Source organism: Streptomyces sp. NPDC037410, from assembly GCF_055602235.1.
In genome coordinates this window covers 48,367-70,433 of sequence record NZ_JBVJWR010000027.1, presented here as the reverse complement: position 1 = coordinate 70,433, position 22,067 = coordinate 48,367, and the positions used below count along the sequence as shown (strand labels likewise).

Annotated in this window: 15 protein-coding genes; 7 read left to right on the top strand and 8 right to left on the bottom strand. The window is 72.7% G+C overall.

All coding sequences use genetic code 11. From position 1 onward, the window contains the following. Nucleotides 1-10: 10 nt before the first annotated feature. The 4 genes from ACZ7HT_RS32665 to ACZ7HT_RS32650 all read right to left on the bottom strand — a co-directional run bounded on the left by ACZ7HT_RS32665 (nt 11) and on the right by ACZ7HT_RS32650 (nt 8,435). The gene (locus ACZ7HT_RS32665) at nt 11-3,556 is read right to left on the bottom strand and encodes an NACHT domain-containing protein (protein ID WP_471172586.1); all 3,546 of its coding nucleotides are present in this window, start codon (nt 3,554-3,556) and stop codon (nt 11-13) included. After that, on the bottom strand, nt 3,553-6,219 hold the full coding sequence (locus ACZ7HT_RS32660; RefSeq protein ID WP_471172583.1) for a DUF6603 domain-containing protein: 2,667 nt from the start codon (nt 6,217-6,219) through the stop codon (nt 3,553-3,555). The genes ACZ7HT_RS32665 and ACZ7HT_RS32660 overlap by 4 nt, the downstream gene beginning before the upstream one ends. 230 nt (nt 6,220-6,449) lie before the next feature. Continuing rightward, nucleotides 6,450-7,520, bottom strand: coding sequence for a ferritin-like domain-containing protein (locus ACZ7HT_RS32655; protein ID WP_471172580.1), 1,071 nt, complete (start codon nt 7,518-7,520; stop codon nt 6,450-6,452). A gap of 39 nt (nt 7,521-7,559) precedes the next feature. Further along, on the bottom strand, nt 7,560-8,435 hold the full coding sequence (locus ACZ7HT_RS32650; RefSeq protein WP_471172577.1) for a hypothetical protein: 876 nt from the start codon (nt 8,433-8,435) through the stop codon (nt 7,560-7,562). A 259-nt stretch (nt 8,436-8,694) separates the two neighbouring features. On the opposite strand from ACZ7HT_RS32650, the gene ACZ7HT_RS32645 reads away from it, so the two are divergent. From ACZ7HT_RS32645 to ACZ7HT_RS32620, 6 genes are all read left to right on the top strand, one after another. Beyond that, complete coding sequence (locus ACZ7HT_RS32645) at nt 8,695-8,979, top strand: alpha/beta fold hydrolase (protein WP_471172575.1); 285 nt, start codon at nt 8,695-8,697, stop codon at nt 8,977-8,979. Between the two features lie 168 nt (nt 8,980-9,147). After that, nucleotides 9,148-10,053, top strand: a complete 906-nt coding sequence (locus ACZ7HT_RS32640; protein ID WP_471172573.1) for an ABC transporter substrate-binding protein — start codon at nt 9,148-9,150, stop codon at nt 10,051-10,053. A gap of 2 nt (nt 10,054-10,055) precedes the next feature. Next, nucleotides 10,056-11,024, top strand: coding sequence for an amino acid ABC transporter permease (locus ACZ7HT_RS32635; RefSeq protein WP_471172570.1), 969 nt, complete (start codon nt 10,056-10,058; stop codon nt 11,022-11,024). 8 nt (nt 11,025-11,032) lie between these two features. Then, the gene (locus ACZ7HT_RS32630) at nt 11,033-11,785 is read left to right on the top strand and encodes an amino acid ABC transporter ATP-binding protein (protein ID WP_471172650.1); all 753 of its coding nucleotides are present in this window, start codon (nt 11,033-11,035) and stop codon (nt 11,783-11,785) included. Then, on the top strand, nt 11,782-12,996 hold the full coding sequence (locus ACZ7HT_RS32625) for a M20 family metallopeptidase (protein WP_471172568.1): 1,215 nt from the start codon (nt 11,782-11,784) through the stop codon (nt 12,994-12,996). The genes ACZ7HT_RS32630 and ACZ7HT_RS32625 overlap by 4 nt, the downstream gene beginning before the upstream one ends. Before the next feature lie 162 nt (nt 12,997-13,158). Then, nucleotides 13,159-14,031: a MurR/RpiR family transcriptional regulator gene (locus tag ACZ7HT_RS32620; RefSeq protein ID WP_471172566.1), complete on the top strand. Its 873-nt coding sequence runs from the start codon at nt 13,159-13,161 to the stop codon at nt 14,029-14,031. A 267-nt stretch (nt 14,032-14,298) separates the two neighbouring features. Here the strand turns inward: ACZ7HT_RS32620 and lanKC are convergent, their stop codons facing one another. After that, on the bottom strand, nt 14,299-16,899 hold the full coding sequence (gene lanKC / locus ACZ7HT_RS32615; RefSeq protein WP_471172564.1) for a class III lanthionine synthetase LanKC: 2,601 nt from the start codon (nt 16,897-16,899) through the stop codon (nt 14,299-14,301). A 91-nt stretch (nt 16,900-16,990) separates the two neighbouring features. Between lanKC and ACZ7HT_RS32610 the strand changes: the two genes are divergently transcribed. Next, nucleotides 16,991-17,821, top strand: coding sequence for a DNA polymerase domain-containing protein (locus tag ACZ7HT_RS32610; protein ID WP_471172561.1), 831 nt, complete (start codon nt 16,991-16,993; stop codon nt 17,819-17,821). 32 nt (nt 17,822-17,853) lie between these two features. Here ACZ7HT_RS32610 and ACZ7HT_RS32605 read toward each other — a convergent pair whose 3' ends face one another. The 3 genes from ACZ7HT_RS32605 to dnaK all read right to left on the bottom strand — a co-directional run bounded on the left by ACZ7HT_RS32605 (nt 17,854) and on the right by dnaK (nt 21,934). Then, nucleotides 17,854-18,876, bottom strand: a complete 1,023-nt coding sequence (locus ACZ7HT_RS32605) for a zinc-dependent alcohol dehydrogenase family protein (RefSeq protein WP_471172647.1) — start codon at nt 18,874-18,876, stop codon at nt 17,854-17,856. Between the two features lie 70 nt (nt 18,877-18,946). Then, on the bottom strand, nt 18,947-19,903 hold the full coding sequence (locus tag ACZ7HT_RS32600) for an NmrA/HSCARG family protein (RefSeq protein ID WP_471172558.1): 957 nt from the start codon (nt 19,901-19,903) through the stop codon (nt 18,947-18,949). Between the two features lie 168 nt (nt 19,904-20,071). After that, entirely contained in the window at nt 20,072-21,934 is a 1,863-nt protein-coding gene (dnaK, locus tag ACZ7HT_RS32595; RefSeq protein ID WP_471172557.1) for a molecular chaperone DnaK, read from the bottom strand. Nucleotides 21,935-22,067 lie beyond the last annotated feature (133 nt).

The following is a 22,067-nucleotide window of genomic DNA, read 5'->3' as shown; positions in this document are numbered from 1 at the left end:
TGTTCTCTCCTCAGGGGGCCAGGAGCCGTTCGGCGGGCAGGATGACCCTGACGGGCTGCTGGAAGCACTGGCGGGCCGTGCCGGCCGCGCTCCTGCCCCAGACCAGGCCGCCGTACGAGACGTTGGGCCGCAGGGTTCCCGGCGCGTAGGCGGCGGCCAGATAGGCGTCCTTGGAGTCGAAGAGGTGACTCCATTTCAGGTCGTTCCAGTCGTCCGCCTCGCTGGGAGTGTTCGGCGGGGTGTACGGGCCGCCCCAGGCGCCGGCGGGCGGCGGGGTGGTGAGCGCCTCGGGGTCGGGGTCGTCGAGCCCGAACCGCGGCTCGGTCGGCTGCTCGGCGATCACGAAGCACCAGGGCGAGGCCCTGAGTTCGGCTTCGGTGAGGTCGAAGCCCACCATGGCGGTGTCGGGGTCCAGACCGCCGCGGAAGATGGGGTGCCGGGCGTGTGCCTCGTCGGGCTCCGTGCCGAGCAGCGGAGCCGCGTAGATGATCGCGCCGGGGTAGCGGCGCAGCAGGGCGCTGCGCAGCAGCAGGACCACCCGGTCGGGCGGGGCGGTCAGATGCGCGCCCAGCGGCAGGTCGCGCTGCCAGGTGTGCAGCTCCGGCAGGTCCTTCCCGTACCCCCAGAACGAGGCGAAGTACGTGCCGCGCTGGTCGGTGGGGTACTCGCGCCAGCGCAGCTCACGCGCGAACTCGTGGTTGAGGCCGACCATGTAGGAGGCCACGAAGGGCGCGTTGGTCAGCGCGAGGACCGCCGAGTCGGCGGGGACGTGGTCGAGGCCGCCGAAGAGCCACTCGTTGGACTGCCGGGACAGCGGCGGCCACATGGCGTCCTGGAAGACGGGCGCCCACTGCACCGGTGCCTCCGGGTCGGTGCCCTCGGGCCGGTCCACCCGGGAGGCCACCACCGCGGGCACCGTCACCGACGGATCCGTCAGGGCCACGACGCCGTTCTGCGAGGTACCGGTCGGGAAGGGCTCGCGGTGCGGGATCGGCGGGGCGTCCGAGGGGCCGAGGACCCGGTCGTGCGCCGAGACGACCATGTCCTTGAGGTTCTCGGGACCGGCGCCGAGCACGGCGGGGGCGGGCAGCAGGTCCTGCTGCCCGGCGAGCAGACCGCCGCCGGTGAAGACGTCCAGGGGCAGTGTGCCGGTGGACTGCCAGCGGTCGACGAGCCCCGGGAGGGCGTCGGGGTCCCAGGGCTCCTGCGGCCCGCCGGGGCCCTCGCCGGTGAGACGGAGTTCGCCGTAGCAGTCGGCGCTCCACTCGCCGGTCAGGCCGCCGGCGGCGTCCCAGTCCCAGTCGCCCGGACACGTGCCCCGGAAGGTGCCGTGGTGGGTCCCGGAGCTCCAGGTCCCGGTGAAGACGCCGTCGGAGGAGGAGTTCCAGGAGTCCCAGGTTCCGGCGCACACGCCGCGCCACACCCCGCGCTCCCCGCCGGACTCCCAGGTGCCGGTGTAGAGGGCGAGCCAGGTGGGGTCCGTGCCGCCGGCGCCCGTGTTGTTGCTCCAGCTGCCGTGGAAGACGCCCTTCCAGGTGCCCGACCGGTCGGGACCCACCCGCAGGGTGCCCGAGCAGGTGCCCCGCCAGCCGCCGGCCGGCTCGCCCTTGCCGGCGTTCACGGTGTCCCACGGCCCGCTCCAGGACCCGGTGAACTCTCCCGGTGCCGTCCCGGTGTCCGCCGCCCCGGTGAACAGGTCGAGTCCGGCCGGTCCGGTCCGTTCGGTGGGGAAGACCAGATCGCCGTGCGGGTCGATCCTCGTCCTGGCCAGGAAGTCCTCGGGCGCCTCCACCTCGGGCAGTGCGCCGAGCCGGAAGGAGCGGTTGAGTCCGGAGGCGGGGAGCGGCTTCGTGGCGGCCAGCTGCTCGATGGTGACCGCGCGCTGCAGGGAGCGCGCGGTCGCGTCGGCCGCCACCTGCCGCCAGGCCTCCGCCGCCCCGTCCTCGGGCGCGAACACCTTCCGTACGGCGGCGAGCCGCTCCGCGCCGACGACCCGCTCGGGCGCGACGGAGAAGGCCACCGTGCCGTCCGGGTCGCGGCGGGCCACGGCGAGTCCGGTGGGGGAGGAGGCGACCGAGGTCAGCACGGTCGAGAACGGCGGCGGCTCGGGCGCGTCCGCCGCCCGCCCCGCGATCAGGCCCACCCGTCGGCTGAGGACGCCCATGGGGCGCACGGTGCGGTGGAACACCGTGGTGGCCATGGCGTTCGGCAGCAGGCTCGCCCGGACCGTCGACCACAGGGTGGTGTCCGCCGTCAGGGCGATCCGGCTCTGCAGGGGGGTGACGAGGCGCAGCACCTCGTCGGCGGAGAGCGGCTTCACGTGCCGCAGGTGCAGGCGGCCGGAGACCAGCCGGGCGAACCGGGCCAGGTCGAGGAACCGGTTGGCCGCCTGCACGTCCACCAGCTGGCGCCACGCGGAGGCCATGAGGGCCTCCTGGTCGGCCTGCACGGTCCGGGCGCCCAGACCCGCCGCGACCCGCCACCGCGGATCCAGGTTGAGCGTGTCGAGCCAGCCCGCCGAGGACGGGTCGGCGCTCTTGCGCAACGCGTGGAAGCCTCCGTACAGCGGCGGCAGGACGTCGGGGTCCTCGTCGCCGGTGCCGTCGGAGACCGGGACCAGCGCCTTCGCGAGCCGCTGCTGCCACTGCGCGCTCTGGGCGCCCGTGGGCCACGGGTCCCGGTTCAGGTCGCCCGGGGGGCGCAGGGCGCTCTCCACCTCCTGGACGACCGGCCCGGGGCCGTTCGCGAACAGGCCGGGGCGGCTGACGTCGAGCGGCCGGCGGCCGGCGTGCGGGGGGAGCGGGTGGGCCCGGAGACGCGCCGCGAGGGTCTCGAAGTCGCCGGCCTCGCCGGTCGAGAACACCCAGGAGAAGTAGACGGGCAGTTCGCACCGGACGGTCGCGGCGGGGTCCCACGCGGGGGCCAGGCTCGCGGAGTCGGCGGCCTTGCCGAGTCCGGCCAGCTTTCCGGCCAGGAACGAGGGGACCAGGCAGGCGGTGTACGCGGTCTGCGGCTCGAGCCGGCGGGGCGCGAGGAGCCGGGAGACCGACCGCCGCGGATCGGTCTCGTGGCCGGGGAGGGTCTGGGCGTGCGCCCACAGGTGCAGGGTGGTCGGATCGGGCAGCTCGCTGCCCGGGACCCGGAGGACCGGCAGCGGCACGCCGGGTTCGCGCTGCGGCCGGCCCGCCGCGACGGGCACGCAGACGAGGGTCAGCCAGGGGCGCAGCTCGCCCGCCGCGCCCTCTCGCAGCGGGGTGAACAGCCAGGGCAGCTCGGTGCGTTCGAACTCCACCAGCGGGAAGCGGGTCGGCTCCGCGTCCGGTGTGCCGGGCAGCGGGAAGACCCGCACGATCTCCTTGGGGTCGATCGCCCGGACGTCCCCGGGGCCGTACAGCTGGAGCGCGGGCACCGGGACCGGCCGGGCGGGACGGCCGTTCACCGACGCGGTGGCCGCGAGCGCCCCCCGTACGGGGGTGGTACGGGACAGGTCGTCGGCATCGGTGAGACAGGCGGCTGCGCCGGCCCGGTCCCAGGACGCGAAGGTGTACACGGTCATGGCCTCACCTCGTACGCGGGCACGATCTGGAGAAGCCCGGACCCGCCCGCGGTGTCCCTCAGCTTGGCTGCGGCTTCGGTGAACGTGCTCAGGAAGCCCGTCTGCGTCGTGAGCGTGTCGCGGCTCGCGATCGCGTACGTGCGCTCCTTCAGCACCGGCTTGCGCGGAGGCGTGGTGTACCGCGCGCTCAGCTCGTGGACGAGGCTGCGGCCGACGGCGCCGTGGGAGAGGGCGGCCTGGAGCGCCGCGTCGCTGATCAGCCAGGGAGGGGCGGGGGCCGTGCCGCCCAGCCACTTGGTCTCGTACTCGACCGGCACCGTCGTCCGGGTGGCGCTGCCCGCGGTGGGCGGCGGGGTCAGCTCGGCGCCGGAGCGGAACCGCTCGAACGCGGGCTGGGTGAGCTTCTGATCGTCCGTGAGGTCGAAGAAGTCGGCCCGCGCGAAGTCCTCCGTGACCGGCTGCGACGTCCCGGCCCCGGTGGGGAACGTGACGCCCACGTCGAACGCGGTCGCCTTGGGCAGCCTGCCGGGCCCGAACCGGACCACCTCGATCCCGAGCGGCACCGTGCGCTGGCTGAACCGCACCCGCCCCAGCGGATGCAGCAGGCGGCCGGCGGCCACGCCGTCGGCGCGCAGCGAGACCATCGTGCGCACGCCGTCCGGAAGGACCGGCTCCCAGCTGCGGGGATCGTCCAGGGCCTGTTCCAGGGCCCGGCAGACGTCCGGGGGCGTCGGGGCGACCGCCTGGCCGGTGCAGTTCCAGTGCTCGTCGAAGGGGAAGCTGACGTCGAAGAAGAAGAAGGACACGCTGGCGCGCCCGGCGACGTGCCAGCACGGCGTCGGACCGTCCACGTGGACGCGCAGCCCGACGGAGCACAGGGTCTCCCCGGCGAAGCGCAGCGCGAACGAGCCGCTGAGGTCGAGCATCACGCCGAAGCTCGGCTCCCAGCGCACCAGCGCGTCGAAGGAGAGCCGCCCGGACACGCCGGTGCCGCTCGTCCCGATGACGGCGGACAACTCCGCGCCGGCCTGGACGGTGCCGGGGGTGAGGGCGAAGTAGCCGGAGAACACGACCTTCAGGAACGGGCTGTCCGCGAGGGGGATCGTGAGGCGCTTCGGTGTCGGGAAGCCCGCGGGAGGGGTGTAGCGGGGGTGGAATCCACCGGCGCTGAGGATGAACGTCGCGTCCTGCCCCGACTTGGCCCGCAGGGCGAGGCCGCCTTCCACCGGGGCGGTGAGCAGCCGGGATCCGGCGAGGTTCGCGTTGATCTCGACCAGGCCGTTGGCGGCGTCGACGACGCCCGCGACCGAGGCCCGCAGGTCGATCACCGGCGCCTGCGGGGCGGGCAGCGCGATCCGCAGCCGGCCGAGGATGCCCACCACCCCGCTGGGCAGTTCGAGCACCACGCCGACATCTGCCGTGACGAACGAGACCGGGCGGCCCCAGCCGACCCGGAACATCGGCCCGACGACCGTGCTCCCGGGCCGCGCGGGGAAGACCGTCCCCAGCGTGGTCAGGATGCGCGGCGCCGCCGCGGCGGCGTCCGCGGGGAAGAGCAGATCGTCCAGGTGGCCGGACTGCACGGCCGCGGCCAGGCCCGCCCGGTCGAGCGCGCGCCCGACGCCGACCAGACCGCCGACGGCGTTGAGCGTGAACGCGAGGCCCAGTTCGATCGCCGGGGTGAACTCGGCGCTCAGCGCCACGAGCACCGACGGCGGGCGGGGCTGCAGGATCCCGAAGGCCTTGACCTCGACGACGCCCAGGCTCAGCGAGAGCGCGCCGTGGTACTGCCCGTCCTGCTCGCAGAGGAATCCGCCGCCCTTCGCCGGGCCGAGGGCCAGGGTGAGTCCGAGACCCCTCGGCGGCAGCACCGACGGCGTGAACCCGCCGGCCGTCGGACGGATGTCGAGCCCCACCCCGTCGACCGCCGCGTCCGCGACACCGAGCAGGGAGGCGCGGAAGGAGGTGGTGAGCTGGAGCCCGCCGTCGTGCGAGGCCACGTACAGCGAGGGTGCGCGCAGCGCGGAGGGGGCCCGGTCCAGGGGCAGGGCGATGCCCTTGCCGTTGCTGCCGCCCTCGAGCCGCAGCCCCTTGCCGTCGAGGCGGACGCCCAGACTCCCCTTGAGGGAGAGGCCGTCGGGGGCGAGGAGCTTCAGCAGCTCGTGGTCCGCGAGCGCGAGCTCCATGCCCTCGGCCCGGAACGCGAGGGTGGAGTCCTCGGGTACGGCGGTGGCCAGGGAGAGCACGAGGTTGATGCCGTCCCGCACGGCGAGCCCCGGCACCAGGCTGAGGGCGTCGCTCAGCCTGAACGTGAGGTTCAGTACCGGAGGAAGCGCGGTGCCGAGCGGCTCCACCTGGGTGGGGCCGGCACGGAGGACGTTCTCGATCACCAGCGACCAGTTCGGCGTCGCCCGCGTCGCGCCCCGTACGGCCGTCCGCAGCAGGTCGACGAGGACCGGCCACAGGTCCCCCGGCGCGGCCGCACCCGGCAGTGCGAGCCGCGCGAGCAGGGCCTCCGGGGTGAGCGCCTCGGAGGGCAGTCCGAGCGCCTGAGCCAGGCGCTTCGCACGTTCCGGGCCGGGAAGCCCCGGGAGGTCCGGGAGCAGGAGGACGAGCCCGTCGCGGACGTCGGCCGCCAGTTGCGGCAGGGGGGCGGCTGCCATCAGCGGGCCCGGGAGGGGAGGGGGACGTTCATCGGGTCGTCGCCGTTCTCCGCCCGCGGACGCACCAAGGGGCCCCCGGCCGGGCGGATGGGGGATCGGAACGCATCCGACGCTAACCCCGGTCACCGCGCGGGGCGCGCTCGCGAACCACCCCGGCGCGCCGAACCGGTCCCCTTTTCACCCGCCCGGCAGGGGCACGTGGACAGCCCGTGCGGGGCGCGCCGGCGCCGTCAGTGAGCCACGAAGCGGAACTCCGGCCCGTACGTCTTGCCGTCGGCGCCGGGGATCGGGCGGTCCATCAGCCGTTGCGCGGGGTCCTGCAGGGAGAACATCTGCCCCACCGCCTGGCCCAGAAGCCCCTTCGCCTCGCTTGCGTTGTTCGTCTTCCACGCCTTCTCCAGCAGGCTCAGCAGGGTGCTGAAGGCCTGGTTGGACTCGTCGAGGATCTGGATCGTCTCGGCGTCCGGTGCGGAGGGTCCCGTCCGGGGCCAGCCCCCTTCGGGCACGACCGCCATGGGCTTGGCCAGGGGCATCACGATCGGCGCTCCCGTGAACTCGAACTTCCCGGTGTCCGGGTTCTTCTGCAGCTTGCGCTCGTGGAAGATCTCCCGGAACGCGTAGAAGTGGGCGCGTTCTCCCGCGGCCCCCGGGTGCGGGTTATCGGGCGAGGCCGACGTGCCCTCACCCTGCTCCTTGATCACGTCGATGGCCGTCTCGACGGCGGCGAGCGAGTCGAGGGGCACCACGTCGTTGCCCTCACCGTGCTGGGGCATGAGCTTGGTCAGCTGCCGGGCGCCGGTGATCCGCTCCGGATGCGCACGGAACGCGTCCAGGAGCGCGGTGTAGAAGGCCCCGATCGACGTGTGCTCCGCCACGGCCCGTACGAGCGGATGGTCCGGTTCCTCGATGCGGGAGTACATGTCCACCGCATCCTTCGTCAGTCCGCTGAGGAGGACCTTGAGTCCGGGCCGCACACCTCCGGGAAGCGGGCCCGGGTACCTCGGCACCACCGTCTCGTCGGCGAGCACGGGAGTCCCGCCGATCGTGGTGAGCAGGTTGCACGCCAGACCGAGGTGCGACATCTCGTCGAAGACGATCTCGTGCAGGGTGTCGAAGACGGAACCGTCCCCGGTCGAGGTGTCGATCGACCACAGACCGCAGAGATACGGCGGGAGCGTGGCGAGTTCCAGAAGGACCGCCTGCTGCGCCGCCTCCTGCATCCAGTCGGCGTCACGCTGCTCCGCGGGCTGCTCCATCAGTTCGACGATGCGGTTGTTCCGGGCATACAGAAGGGGGTTCACCGCAGTCTCCTTCCGGACGCGGCTGGTGCTGGAACGCGGTCACCACTGGTACATGTACTGGCGCCACGTGCCGTGCCAGCCCGTCCCGTAGTACGTCCACGAGTCGGAGTCGAAGAGCGCCACGTGACCGCCCCAGTACACGCTCTCGTCGAGCTGGAAGACAGCCCACCATCCTGTGTACGGCGTCGGCGTGGAGCTCGTGCGGACCGCCTTCGACGCGAACCAGGCCCACATGTCGCGTGCCCTGATGGGCCGGCGGGCGGTGGTGTAGCACCGGGCGTTGATGTACGGGTTGGGGGCGGAGAGTTCCGTGTACCCGGCGCGGATGAACGCGTCCGAGAGGAAGTGGGCGCAGTTGTTCGGGAAGGCGTCGCCGCCGACGCAGCTGTTCGTCCAGTAGCCTCCGACGGTGGAGAGGGGCGGGGCGAGCACCCGGGGCTGGGCCGCCTGCGCCTGTTCCATGCCCGCGGCCGCGTAGCGCGGCGCGCCCGGCACGTCCACGGCCGGCGGAGGAGCCAGGTGCTCCATCGCCTCGGCGTTCGCCAGCCCGGCCGGTCCGCCCGCCGGCCTCGGCTCCCCGGGCAGTCCTGGGCTCGTCGGCGGCGCGATGTTCTCCATGGCGACCATGAAGGGGTCCTGCGGTTCACCGGCGCGCATCCGGCCCAGCCGGAATGCCGTGGCGCCCTCCCGCACGTACACCCTGATCCGGTCTTCGCCGATGGTCTCCCGGTCCATGATGTCGGACTTGGCGAAGGAATAGACGCAGTCGCCGGCAGCGACGATCAGGATGTTTCCCGGGATGTTTCCGTCATCGCGGCTGTAGCCGTCGAAGGGGACGGTGGAGTCACGTTTCGACGCCCGCTCCATGAGTGAACTGAGGTCGTTCTGTTGACTTTTCATGATGTTCTCGGCCATGGCTCTCGCCTCCTGCGTGCGGGCGTGCGGCCGTCAGATCCCCTCTTTCAGCGTGGACCGGGAGCCGTGCTCGCGCCACCCGTGGAGGCGGTCCCCGCGCGCCAAATGTGGTTGCGGGACGTACTATTGAAAGGGACTGTGGTCTTCGAGGCCGAGCTCCTCGTGATCCACCGACGGGCCGTCAAATCGCCGTCAAGGCAGGGCCGTTCGCCCTTCCCACAGGGGTATCCGCGCCCGTGGCAGTCACCGTCATCCGATCGTGCGGTACCGGCCGGGCCTCCAGCCGCGCGAGGAGCTGGTCGACTGGTTGACCCTGGTGTCCCGGCACGTCCGCTCCGGCGGAGCACCGGGGGCGGCCGAGCTCCCGGCTCGGGACGTTCCCCGGTTGATCGTCAACGGTTCACACGACGTCTTCCTGCCCTTGAGCAGGCTCCGCCCGGCGGTCCGCACCAGGCTCGGCGTCGATCTGAACGCCATCGACGGCGCGGGGCATCTGGTGGTCGAGGAGCATCCCGCGGCGCTGGCCGCCCTGGTCGGGGGCTGATGGCCTCGCGGGGGCAGCCGTCGGTGCGTAATAAACATTACATCTAGCCATCGCGAACATTGATGTGTAACGTCTGGAACGTCGGCGGAGCTGATTCCGCTCGCTTCGTACGTCCGAGAGGGAACGACGTTGATGCACATCTCTGCGCCCCGCCGAGGGGCGACTGCCGTGCTGGCCTGCACGGCTCTGGCGGTGGTCGCCGGCTGCGGCGCGAGCGGTGCCGGTGAGCCCGCCGCCGGAGGCAGGATCGCCGGGGTCACGGTCACGCCGGACGCGGCCCTCCACGAGGCCCTGCCCGAGCCGATCAAGAAGGCGGGTACCGTGCGCGTGGCCACGGACGTCCCCTACCCCCCGTTCGCGATGTTCGTCACCGAGGGGAAGAGCGACCTGACCGGCCTGGACTACGACCTCGGCCAGGCCCTCGGCGCGAAGCTCGGCGTCAGGTTCGCCTTCACCCCGACGAAGTTCGACGGCATCGTGCCCGCCCTCCAGGCCGGCAGGTTCGACGCCGCGATGTCCGCACTGACCGACAACAAGGAGCGGCAGAAGGTCGTCGACTTCGTCGACTACTCGCGCTCCGGCTCGGGCATCCTGGTGGCCGAGGGCAACCCGGCGGAGATCGGCACGCTGGACGACCTCTGCGGCCGGAAGGTCGGCGTCCAGGCGGCGACCAACCAGTACAAGCTGCTCACGGCCCACCAGGCCACATGCCGGGCCGCCGGCCGGAAGCCGGCCGACATCCAGACCTTCCCCAAGGACTCCGACGCCCAACTCGCCCTGCGCTCCGGCAAGGTGGTCGCGGAGGTCGTCACCAAGCCCGCCGCCGGCTGGTCGGCCAAGACCGCCGACGGCGGCAAGGCCTTCGACCTGGCCGAGGACCCCGAGGCGCCGGCCGGCTACCGTGCCTCGCCCAACGGCATCGCGGTCAGCCGACGGCTCCCGCAACTGACCGAAGCGATCAGGCGGGCACTCCAGGCGCTGATCGACGACGGCACCCTCACCAAGATCTGCGACAAGTACGGCGTCGCCTCCATCGCCGTGAAGGAAGCCACCAAGAACGCGGCGGTGGACTAGAGATGACCACCGCCACCACCCGCCTCGGCACACCGCACACCGGTGCGGGCCTCGCTCCCGACGCCTTCGAGATCGTCCCCGTCCGCCACTGGGGTCGCCGGTTCTCCGCGGTGGCCGCCGTCGCCGCGCTGGCCGGCCTCAGCGGCTCGCTGGCGAAGAACGGCAACCTGCACTGGGACGTCGTCGGCCACTACCTGTTCGCCGGGCTGATCTTCGACGGACTGACCACCACCCTGTGGCTGACCGCCGCCGCGATGACCCTCGGCCTCGTCCTCGGCACCCTCGTGGCCGTCATGCGGCTCTCCGACAACGGGGTCCTGTACGGCCTCTCGTCGCTGTTCGTCTGGGTCTTCCGCGGCACCCCGCTGCTCGTACAGATCATCTTCTGGGGTTACGCCGGAGCCCTCTACCAGCACGTGATGATCGGCATCCCGTTCACCGGTATCACCTTCTTCCAGGCCGACACCAACGCCCTGCTCACCCCGTCCGTCGCGGCCCTGCTCGCGCTCGGCCTGAACGAGGCCGCGTACGCCTCCGAGATCGTCCGCGCGGGGATCCGGTCCGTCGACCCGGGGCAGACCGAGGCGGCCCACTCGCTCGGCATGAGCCCGGCACTCACCATGCGGCGGATCGTGCTGCCCCAGGCGATGCGGGTGATCATCCCGCCGCTGGGCAACGAGACGATCAACATGCTCAAGATGACCGCCCTCGTGTCGGTGATCGCGGCGCACGACCTGATGTCCAACATCCAGGACGTGTACGGGCAGAACTACCAGGTCATCCCGATGCTCGTGGTGGCGTCGCTCTGGTACCTGGCCCTGGTCACCGCCCTGAGCGTCCCGCAGGCCTGGCTCGAACGCCGCTACGGGCGCGGCACGGCCCGAGGCACCGAGATCTCCCCCCTGCGACGCCTGTGCGCCGGACCCCTCACCGCCCTGCGCGGCCGCACCCACAAGGAGGAGGGCCGTTGAACGCGCCCATGGTGCACGCCGAGGGCGTGCGCAAACACTTCGGGAAGCTCCAGGTCCTCCAGGGCATCGACCTGACGGTCGAACGCGGACAGGTGTGCTGCCTCCTCGGACCCTCCGGGTCCGGCAGGTCCACGTTCCTGCGGTGCATCAACCATCTGGAGAAGATCGACGGAGGACGGCTCTCCGTCGACGGCGAACCGGTCGGCTACCGGCCGCAGGGCACCCGCCTCCACGAGTTGCGCGAGCGCGAGGTCGCCGCCCGGCGGCGCGACATCGGCATGGTGTTCCAGCGGTTCAACCTCTTCCCGCACATGACCGTCCTGGAGAACGTCGTCGAGGCCCCCGTCAAGGTCGCCGGAGTCGCCAGGGACCGGGCCCGCGACGAGGCGAGGGCCCTCCTGGACCAGGTGGGGCTCGCCGACCGGGAGGGTCACTACCCGGCCGAGCTCTCGGGCGGCCAGCAGCAGCGCGTCGCCATCGCCCGCGCCCTCGCCATGAAGCCGAAACTGATGCTGTTCGACGAGCCGACGTCGGCGCTCGACCCCGAACTCGTCGGCGACGTCCTCGACGTCATGCGCCGGCTCGCGGACGACGGCATGACCATGGTCGTCGTCACGCACGAGATCGGCTTCGCCCGCGAAGTCGGCGACCTGGCGGTCTTCATGGACGAAGGCGTCGTCGTCGAATCCGGTGACCCCCGACGGGTCCTGGCCGAACCGGAGCAGGAGCGTACCCGCGCCTTCCTGTCGAAGGTCCTGTGAGCGCCCCGCTCCGGCAGCAGCCCCTCGACGCAGCGCTGCTGTCCCTGTCCCACGCACACCAGGCCCGGTACCTGGACGACCTGGCCGAACTCGTCGCGGTCGACTCCGGCTCGCACAGCGCCGACGGCGTCGACCGGGTCGCCGACCTGGTCCGGGCCCACCTCGAGCGGCTGGACTTCTCCGTGGAACGCGTCCCGCTGCCGCCGGCCGCCGGACACCGCACGGGAGATGTCCTCATCGGCCGCAGGCAAGGTCGCCTCGCCGTCGCCGACGGAGGCCGCAGAATCCTCCTCGCCGCGCACATGGACACCGTCTTCGACGACGGGGCAGCCGCCGAACGCCCCTTCTCCCTCGACGGATCCCTCGCCCACGGACCCGGCGTGTGCGACGACAAAGGAGGCCTGGTCGCCGGGCTCGCAGCCGTCGAGATCCTCGCCCTGGCAGGCGTCGAGGACTACGCGGAACTCGTCTTCCTCGCCACACCCGACGAGGAGATCGGCTCACCCGCCAGCAGGCCGGTCACCCGGCGAGCGGCCGAAGGGGCGCACTACGCCCTCGCCCTCGAATGCGCCCGGGAGAACGGCGACCTGGTCATCGCGCGCAAGGGGGTGGCCGACTTCAGGCTGACCGTCACCGGCCGCGCCGCACACGCGGGCATCGAACCCGAACGCGGAGCGAATGCGGCCCTGGCCGCCGCCCACCTCGTCATCGCCGTCCAGGCGCTGAACGGCACGTGGGAGGGCGTCACCCTCAACGTGGGCGTCGTGCGCGCGGGCAGCCGCTTCAACATCGTCTGCCCCGAGGCGGAACTCCTCGTCGAGATCCGCTCGGCCACGGACAGCGGCATGCGCGCGGCCACCGCCGCCCTCCAGGAGGCCGCCACGCGGCCCGTCGTCCCCGGCACCCGCGTCACCGTCGAGGAAATCGCGTCCTGCCCGCCGATGGAAGACACCCCCGCCGCCCGCCGGATGCTCGACCGGGCCCAGGACATCGGCGTACGCCTCGGCCTGACCTTCGGCGCCACGGCGACCGGCGGCGTGGGGGACGCCAACACCATCGCCGGCACAGGGGTCCCGACGCTGGACGGTCTGGGACCGGTCGGCGGCGCCGACCACACCCCCGAGGAGTGGCTCGACGTCAGTACGGTCCCGGCCAGGGTCGCCCTGCTCGCCTCCCTCATCGCCGACCTCGGCGACAGCCGCAGCGACTGACGCTGCCCCCGACGCTCCCGCACCGGCTTACCGCGCCGTTGCCCGGTGCGGGAGCACCCACCGTCACCCCCGGGCGCGGTGGCCGCGATCGCGGCCAGGACGACCGGCATTAGGCTCGGCACGCGGGCGCACGCCCGCCGACGACCGAGAAAGGAACCCGCGATGGCCTCCGGCGCACTCGCCGACGTGATCCGGCACAAACTGGGCGACCTCAGCCCGGCCGAGCGCAAGGTCGCCCGCGTCCTCCTGGCCAACTACCCCTCCGCCGGCTTCGAGACCGTCGCCGTCCTCGCCGAACGGGCGGGCGTCAGCGCCCCCACCGTCATCCGCTTCGTCAACCGGCTCGGCTACCGGGGCTTCCCCGACTTCCAGACCGCCCTGCGCGAGGAACTCGACGAGCGCAACGCCTCACCCCTGTCCCTGTACGAATCCGCCGACCGCGCCCGCACCGACGAGGCACCGGACGGCGAGGCATCCCTGCTCGAACAGGGCAGCAGGCTGTTCAGCTCCGCCGTCGCGCAGACCCTCGGCGAACTCCCGCCGCACGACCTGGAACACGCCGTCTCACTCCTGGCCGACGGCAAGCGGCGCATCATCCTGACCGGCGGCCGCTTCACCCATCTCCTCGCCCAGTACCTCGGACTGCACCTCATGCAGTTGCGCGGCGACATCCGGCTCCTGCCCGCCGGCGACGTCGAGCGGACCGCGGCACTCGGCACGCTCACCCGCCGCGACGTCCTGGTCGTCTTCGACTACCGGCGTTACGAGGAGGACAAGGTCACCATGGCCCGACTCGCCCTCGAACAAGGCGCGAAGGTCGTCCTGTTCACCGACCGATGGCTCTCCCCGGTCTCCGCGCACGCCGAGGTCGTCCTTCCCAGCCTGGTCACGACACCCTCACCGTACGACAGCTTCGTCCCCACCCTCGCCGTGGTGGAGACCGTCGTCGCCGGGGTCGTCACGGCACTCGGCGACGACGCCCCCGCACGCCTGCGGCACACCGAGGAGACCGCACGGCGCCTCGGACTGCAGTGACCCGCGGCAGACGCAGGTCCCGCCGGGGGCCTGCTGGTCACATCGGGTCGGGGAAGATGTCGCTGATGCTCCAGGCGACACTGAAGCAAGGGGCGAAGGCGTCGGCCTCCTGCTCGGTCTCCAGGGCCTGGAGCGCGAGGATCTGGATCTGGGACATGGATGATCTCCTCTTTCCTGTCGGGGTCGTATCGGTTGGTCCTTGCGTACCTCGGCCCGGAGGTGTCCGCCGCCGTGCCGAGGGGTTCATGGGAGGCCCGTCCGGTGACGTCAGACGGCTGCCAGGCGCCGGGGGCGCGCAGGGTGGGGCCCCGTCAGGAGCGGGCCGGACAGCAGGCGGTGGAGGACCAGCAGGACACCGGCCCCGCCACTGGACAGGTCGGCGGTGAACCGCTGCGAACCCGCCCCGAGGAAGCGGACACCGCGCCGGTGGGGGACGGCGTACTTCAGCAGGCCGGTCGCGGCGCGCACGGCGTCCGCGCGGGCGGCGTCCGTGCCGGTGAGCTCGGCGTGCCCGGTCAGGAACCAGGTCAGTCCGGCCAGCCCCCGGTACAGGCCCGCCTCCTTCGTGGCGCAGGAGACCCGGATGCCGGCGACGAGCCGCGGCAGTGCCGCGGCGCAGCGCTCGTCCGGCGCGGTGGCCACGTAGCGGGTGAGGACCGCCGCGAGACCGGCCGCGCCGGTGGCCAGGTACGGCATGGCACGGGTGAGCCGTGCGTTGTCGGAGAGGGACAGGGCGCCGTCCTCCAGCGGAAAGGTCCGGTCCAGCTCCTGGTGGAGCAGTCTGCGCCCCGCCTCCAGGAAGCGGGCCTCGCCGGTGTCGCGGGCGAGGCGGTGGAGGAAGAGGGCGAGCCCCGAGCGGCCGTGCAGCAGGCCGCGGGCGTCGTGCTCGCCGAGTGCGGCCGGCAGGTCGGCGGTGCGCAGCAGGCCTTCCCCCGCCGCGGCGGCCCGCTCCAGGTGGCCGCTCTCCCCGGTCAGCCGGTGCAGGGCGAGCCAGCCCAGGCCGACCCCGGCCCGCCCGCCGGCCAGCGTGCCGCAGGAGGCGGTGAGCGGGTGCCCGTCGGCGTCCCGGAGCAGGTCGACGGCCTCGTCAAGACGGCCGAGGCCGGCCAGTACCCGGGCGATGCCCGCCGAGCCGACGAGGAGTCCCGGGGGCAGCGCGTCGCGGAGCGCCAGCGCGTCGCGGCGCAGCCGTTCCCGGATCTCCTCCGGTACCCCGGCCCCGGCGCGGTGCAGGGCGTGCACCACCCCGGCCGTGCCGTAGGCCAGGCACACGTTGTTGGTCCGGAACGCCTCCGGCGAGGGCGGGAACGCCCACTCCGGCCGGTCGGCGTCAGCCATCTCGAGGAGACCCGCGGCCACCTCCCCGGCCAGCCGGGTGAGGCAGCCGCGCGGATCGGTGTCCAGCTCGACGGGGGAGGGCGGACGGTAGGGACCGTCCTGCTCCTGCGCCCTGTTCTCCGTCAGGTGGAAGGCGGTCGCCCGCTGCCACAGGTCCGGCGGCGGCGCCACGTCCGCCAGATCGCGGCGCAGCAGCGCGAGGTTGACGGGCGCGTGCTCGGCGATCTCGTGGAACGGCGCCACGAAGGCGAGCGCGACGGCCGACGTGCCGTACCGGTCCTGCAGCAGCGGATCGGTGTCGGCCCGGCGCAGTCCGGGCGGCGGCGTGAACCCCGGAGTGCCCATCCCTGACGGGGCCGCGGACAGCGCCGAGGCCGCCTCGAAGTCCACAAGCCGGACCCCGCCCGACGGCGTGACCAGGACATTGCCCAGGCTGACGTCACCGAACCGGTAGCCGGCGCCGTGCAGCCGCTCCAGCGAGGCGTCCAGCGCGGCGAGCAGCCGGCGGCACGCCTCGTAGTACGCGGCGACGGACTCGGCCGTGCGGTCGGCGCGGGCCAGCGGGGTGGACCGGCTCAGCCAGCCCACCAGCGGCTGCCCCGCGACGTACTCGGTGACGAGGAAGTCGTGCTCCCACTCCGTGAAGTGGTCCAGCGGCTCCGGGCCCACCCCCGGGGCCGCCGCGTGCAGCTCGCGCAGCACGTCGTACTCGTGCCGCAGCCGCTGCCGCGCGTCGGTCCCGTCGAAGACCAGGCCGTTGTGCGCGCGGGCCTCCTTGAGGAAGACGGTGCGGCCGGTCCGCCGGTCGCGGGCCTGGTAGGCGCCACCGGCGTTGCTGAGGCGCACCGCGCGGGTCACCTCGTAGTCGCGGATCAGGATCGGGCCCGCGTGCGGCTGCTCCTCCTGCTCGGCGAAGGGGTCCGTGATCCCCGCGGGCAGGTGGAAGGCGGGCAGGCGCGCGTCCACGACCTCGCGGCCGGAGCCGTCGCGGACCAGCCCCTCCCGGGTGCCGTCGGCCAGGAGCCGGCTCCGGGCGCCGTCGAAGGAGCCGTAGCGGTAGTGGACCGTCCGCGAGTCGCGAAAGCGCCGGTCGGTGAGGACGTACGGCCCCTCCTCCCCGTCGAGCGCATCGCGCAGGCGTTCGAGGAGTCGGCGGGCGGTCGCCGTGTCCGGTGGGTAGACGGTGCAGAACTTGCCCGCCTGGGCCCGCGCGGCGTGCTTGTGATGGAGAAACAGGAAGAAGAACCGGGCGCTCAGGTGCTTGAACGGCACGCCTTCGGAGAAGCAGATCCCGGCGACCGTGTCGAGCACGTGCTGCGCCCGGTCAAGCCGCGCCGACACGTGGATCTTCCAGCCCTGCTCGGCGAGCCCGGTCCGCGGACCGCCCCAGACCGTCCAGATGCCCTGGGCGGAGCCGTGCAGGCCCGGCGGCACCTCGCCAGGAGCGAAGCGCGGCCCGGGGTCGGCCACGCCGGCCGGCGGCAGGTAGTACTCCCGGTCCGCGAGCGCCTCGCCGAAGCCTTCGAGCACGGGATCTCCTCACAGGGGGGTGGTGGGCCGCGACAACGTTCTCGCGCTCCGGAGGCCGGGACCGGCAGGTACGGAGGCGGTTCGGGCGGCGGTGTGCGACCGGACCCCCGGGTGCGAGGGGGCCCACTACCGCCGGGTCGGACAGCGCATCCTGCCGCACCTGCGCGGACGCCCGCTGATGCTGGAGCGCCACCCCGACGGCATCGACGACGGCCGCTTCATGCAGAAGGACACCCCCGACTACGTCCCGGACTGGATCCACCGCAGCGAGCTGCCCAAGGAGGACGGCACCGTCACCTACCCGGTCTGCGACGACCTGGCCACCCTGGTCTACCTGGTCGACCAGGCGTGCATCACCCCGCACCGCTGGCTGTTCAAGACGGACCGGCCCGACCACCCCGACCGGCTGGTCTTCGACCTCGATCCGCCCGGCGACGATTTCGCGCCGGTGAGGCGGGCCGCCGCCCTGCTGCACGAACTCCTTGACGAACTCGACCTGCCCGCGGCCCTGATGACCACCGGCTCCCGCGGCCCGCACGTCCTGGTCCCGCTCGACCGCCGCGCCTCGTTCGACGACGTTCGGGCGTTCGCCCGCGGCGTGGCCGAGCTGCTCGCCCAGCAGCATGCGGACGAGCTCACCACCGCCGCGCGCAAACAGGCCCGCCGGGGACGGCTCTACCTCGACATCCAGCGCAACGCCTACGGTCAGACGGCCGTCAGCCCGTACGCCGTGCGCGCCCTGCCCGGCGCCCCGGTCGCCGCACCGCTGAGCTGGAGCGAACTGGACGATCCGGACCTCACCGCGCAGCGCTGGACGCTCGCAAGCATCGACGAGCGCCTGCGGACCGACGACCCCTGGAAGCGGGAGCTGCGCCGCGGTCGTTCCGTACAAGCTGCCCGTGGACGGCTGGACAAACTCTGAGACGGGCGCGGGCCATCGCGTCGGCCATCGCGTCAAGGACCGTCCTCCGCCCTCTCGGTTCCGGGCATCCGCAGGACCGCCGCGCCGTGGACCCGGCCGGCGGCGAGGTCGTCCAGGGCACGGTCGGCATGGGCGAATGCGTAGGGGGAGAGGGTCGGGCGGAGGTGGTGTGCGGTGGCCGCGGCGAGGAACGCGCGTCCGTCCTCGCGGGTGTTGGCGGCCACGCTGCGGACGGTCCGCTCCCGGAAGAGGTGCCTGGCGTAGTCCAGGGGCGGGATGTCGGAGAGGTGGATGCCGGCGATGGCAAGAGTTCCGCCGCTGTCCAGCGCTTCCAGGGCCGACGGGACGAGGTCGCCGGCCGGGGCGAACAGGATCGCGGAGTCCAGTGGCTCGGGCGGTCCCGCCCGGGCGTCGCGCGCCGAGGCGGCGCCGAGCTCCATGGCGAGGGCCCGGGCGTCCGGGGAACGGGTGAGGACGTGCACGGTGGCGCCCTCGGCGGCGGCGGCGAGCTGCGCGGTGAGGTGGGCGGAGGCGCCGAACCCGTAGATGCCGAGCCGCCCGCCGTTGGGCAGCTCCGCGCGGCGCAGGGCCCGGTAGCCGATGATCCCGGCGCACAGCAGCGGGGCCAGCTCCTCGGCCGAGTACCCGGCGGGCAGCTCGTACGCGTAGGCGGCGGGCACGGTGGCGTACGCGGCGTAGCCGCCGTTCGCGTCCCAGCCGGTGTAGCGGGAGGCGGGGCACAGGTTCTCCCGGCCACGCGTGCAGTACGGGCACGTCCCGCACGTGCGCCGCAGCCACGGGACGCCGACCCGGGAGCCGGGTTCCGGTCCGGTGACCTCGTCGCCGACGGAGACGACATCGCCGACGGCTTCGTGTCCGGGGACGACCTGATCCTGGTGCGGAGGAAGGTCGTGATCGCGTACGTGCAGATCGGTGCGGCACACGCCGCACGCGCGCACCCGGACCAGCAGTTCGTCCGGCGCAGGGACGGGTACGGGCAGTTCCCGGCGCTCGATCGTCCCGGGGCGGCCGGCGAGGACGACCCAGGCGGCCATCGTCTCCGGAAGAGCGGCAGTCACGTTGGCTCCAGTCGGCTCAGTCGCCGGCGACGACGGCGGCCGGGTGTCATGCCCAGGCGTTGAGCAGTCTGTCGTGGTGGGCGGCGAGCCAGGTGGCGAAGTCCTGGAGGGCCGGGTTGAGGTCGCGGACGGCCGAGAGGTCCCGGGCCGCGGTGAAGCGGTGCTCGCAGTCCGCGTAGTACTGGAACATGTTCCCCGACTCGTCGGCGCCGGGCAGGCCCTGCGCGCGCCACTCGTCCGGGCTGAGGGGCCGGTACCGTACCGGTTCGCCGAGCGACTCCGTGAGCGCCGCGGCCATGTCGGCGACCTTGAGGTGCTCGCCGGCGATGCTGATCGTGGCGGCGACGAAATCGGCACCACCGCGGAGGACGGCGAGGGCGGTCCTGCCGATGTCGTCGACCGCGATGCCGGAGAGCCGGCTCTCGCCCATGGGGTAGGTGAGCTGGAAGGCGCCGTCCGCGCCGCGCTGCGGGGCGAAGGCGCCGAGCAGGTTGTCCCAGTAGAAGGTGGTGCGCAGGAAGGTGGTCGGCACCGCTTCGTCGGTGAAGTAGTGGTCGGCCTCCGCCTTGCCGTCGAAGTGCGGCACCTTGTAGCGCTCCTGGAGCGTCGGCACGCGGTCGTCGTCGAGGGGGATGCAGTCGCGCGTGTCCTCCAGGGTGGACCAGATCGCGTGCTGTACTCCCGCGTGGGACGCGGCCCGTGCGACCGCCTGGGCCTGGGCCTTCTCCCGCTCCGCGGACATGTGCTCCCAGAAGTTGGTGACCACGAAGGCGCCGTACGCGTGCTCGAAGGCCGGGGCGAGACTCGGCGGATCGTCCATGTCGGCCCGGACGATGTCGTCGACGCCGAGGCGCTTCAGTTCCCGGGCGGGTTCCCCGTCGGGGTGGCGGGTGACGGCGCGTACCGTGAATTCACTCGCGCGGTCGGCGAGCACGGCCCGCACGAGTCCGCCACCCTGCTTTCCGGTCGCTCCGATCACCGTGATGATCTTCTTCTCGGTCATGGCTCGATCGCCTCGCACCTCGGACACGTGGTTCGGCTGCTGTCGTCCCGCTCACCGTGCGGTCCTGCTCGCCTTCGCTCTCCCGCTCACCGTTCGGCACTGCTTCCCTTCGCTCTCCCGCTCACCGGCCGTCCTGCCTGCCCTCGCCCTCCCGCTTTCCGTTCGGCCCTACTTGCCCTCGCCCTCCCGCTTGTCCTCGTCGACGATCTCGGCGTCGACGATGTCCTCCTCACCCTCCCCTCCCGCGCCGCCCGCCGTGGGCCCGGTACCTCCTTGCGCCTCCTGGTGCTGCGCGTACATCGCGGTGCCGATCCGCTGGGCGGCCGTGTTGAGCCGGTCGACGGCCGTACGGATCTCCGCGGCGTCCTCGCCCTTGAGCTTCTCCTTCAGCTCGCCGACCGCGGCCTCGACCTCGGACTTCACGTCACCGGGGATCTTGTCCTGGTTGTCGCGCAGCAGTCTCTCGGTCTGGTAGACGAGCTGCTCGCCCTGGTTGCGGGTCTCGGCCTCCTCCTTGCGGGCCCGGTCCTCCTCCGCGTGCCGTTCCGCCTCGCGGATCATGCGGTCGATGTCGTCCTTCGGCAGCGAGGAGCCGCCGGTGACGGTCATCTTCTGCTCCTTGCCCGTGCCCAGGTCCTTCGCGGTCACGTGCATGATGCCGTTGGCGTCGATGTCGAAGGCGACCTCGATCTGCGGGACGCCACGCGGGGCCGGCGGCAGACCGGTCAGCTCGAACATGCCGAGCTTCTTGTTGTACGAGGCGATCTCGCGCTCGCCCTGGTACACCTGCACCGTCACCGAAGGCTGGTTGTCCTCCGCCGTGGTGAAGACCTCCGAGCGCCGGGTGGGGATCGTGGTGTTGCGCTCGATGAGCTTGGTCATGATGCCGCCCTTGGTCTCGATGCCGAGGGACAGCGGGGTCACGTCGAGCAGCAGGACGTCCTTGACCTCGCCCTTGAGGACGCCGGCCTGGAGGGCCGCACCGACCGCCACGACCTCGTCCGGGTTCACTCCCTTGTGCGGGTCCTTGCCGGTCAGGGACCTCACGAGGCCGGTCACCGCGGGCATGCGGGTCGAGCCGCCGACCAGGATCACGTGATCGACCCGGGTCACGTCGATGCCCGCGTCGTCGACCGCCTGGTGGAACGGCGTCTTGCAGCGCGCAAGGAGGTCCTCCGTCATCTGCTCGAACTGCGCCCGGGTGAGCTTCTCCTCCAGGTGCAGCGGGCCCTCGGCGGAGGCCGTGATGTAGGGCAGGTTGATCGTGGTCTCCGTCGCGGAGGAGAGTTCGATCTTCGCCTTCTCGGCGGCCTCGCGAAGACGCTGCACGGCCATGCGGTCCGTCGACAGGTCGATGCCGTACCCGTTCCTGAACTGCCGCACCAGGTGGTCGACGACCCGCTGGTCCCAGTCGTCACCACCGAGATGGGTGTCCCCGTTCGTGGCCTTCACCTCGACGACGCCGTCGCCGATCTCCAGGAGCGACACGTCGAAGGTGCCGCCACCGAGGTCGAAGACGAGGACCGTCTGGTCGCTCTCCTTGTCCAGTCCGTAGGCGAGCGCCGCCGCGGTCGGCTCGTTCACGATCCGCAGCACCTTGAGACCGGCGATCTCGCCCGCCTCCTTCGTCGCCGTGCGCTGCGCGTCGTCGAAGTACGCCGGTACGGTGACCACCGCGTCCGTGACGTCCTCGCCGAGGTAGCCCTCGGCGTCCCGCTTCAGCTTCTGCAGCACGCGCGCCGAGATCTCCTGCGCGGTGAAACGCCGGCCGTCCATGTCGCCGCTCGCGGGGAACCGCCAGTCCGACTCGCCCATGTGCCGTTTCACCGAGCGCACGGTGCGGTCCACGTTCGTCACGGCCTGCCGCTTGGCCAGCTCCCCGACCAGCACGTCGCCGCCCTTGGCGAAGGCGACCACGGACGGCGTCGTCCGCGCACCCTCCGCGTTCGCGATGACCGTCGGCTCGCCGCCTTCCAGTACGGACACCACCGAATTCGTCGTTCCCAGGTCGATTCCGACCGACCGAGCCATGTCGGCCTCCCGTCATCCACGAGAGCGTGCCGCGACGGCGCTCCTCTCCCTGGAGCGCCTGCCCCGCGCGGAGGCCGACATGCGCCGACGACCCGCCTCGGCCCTGCCGGGGACGACGGTGCCCCTGCCTGGA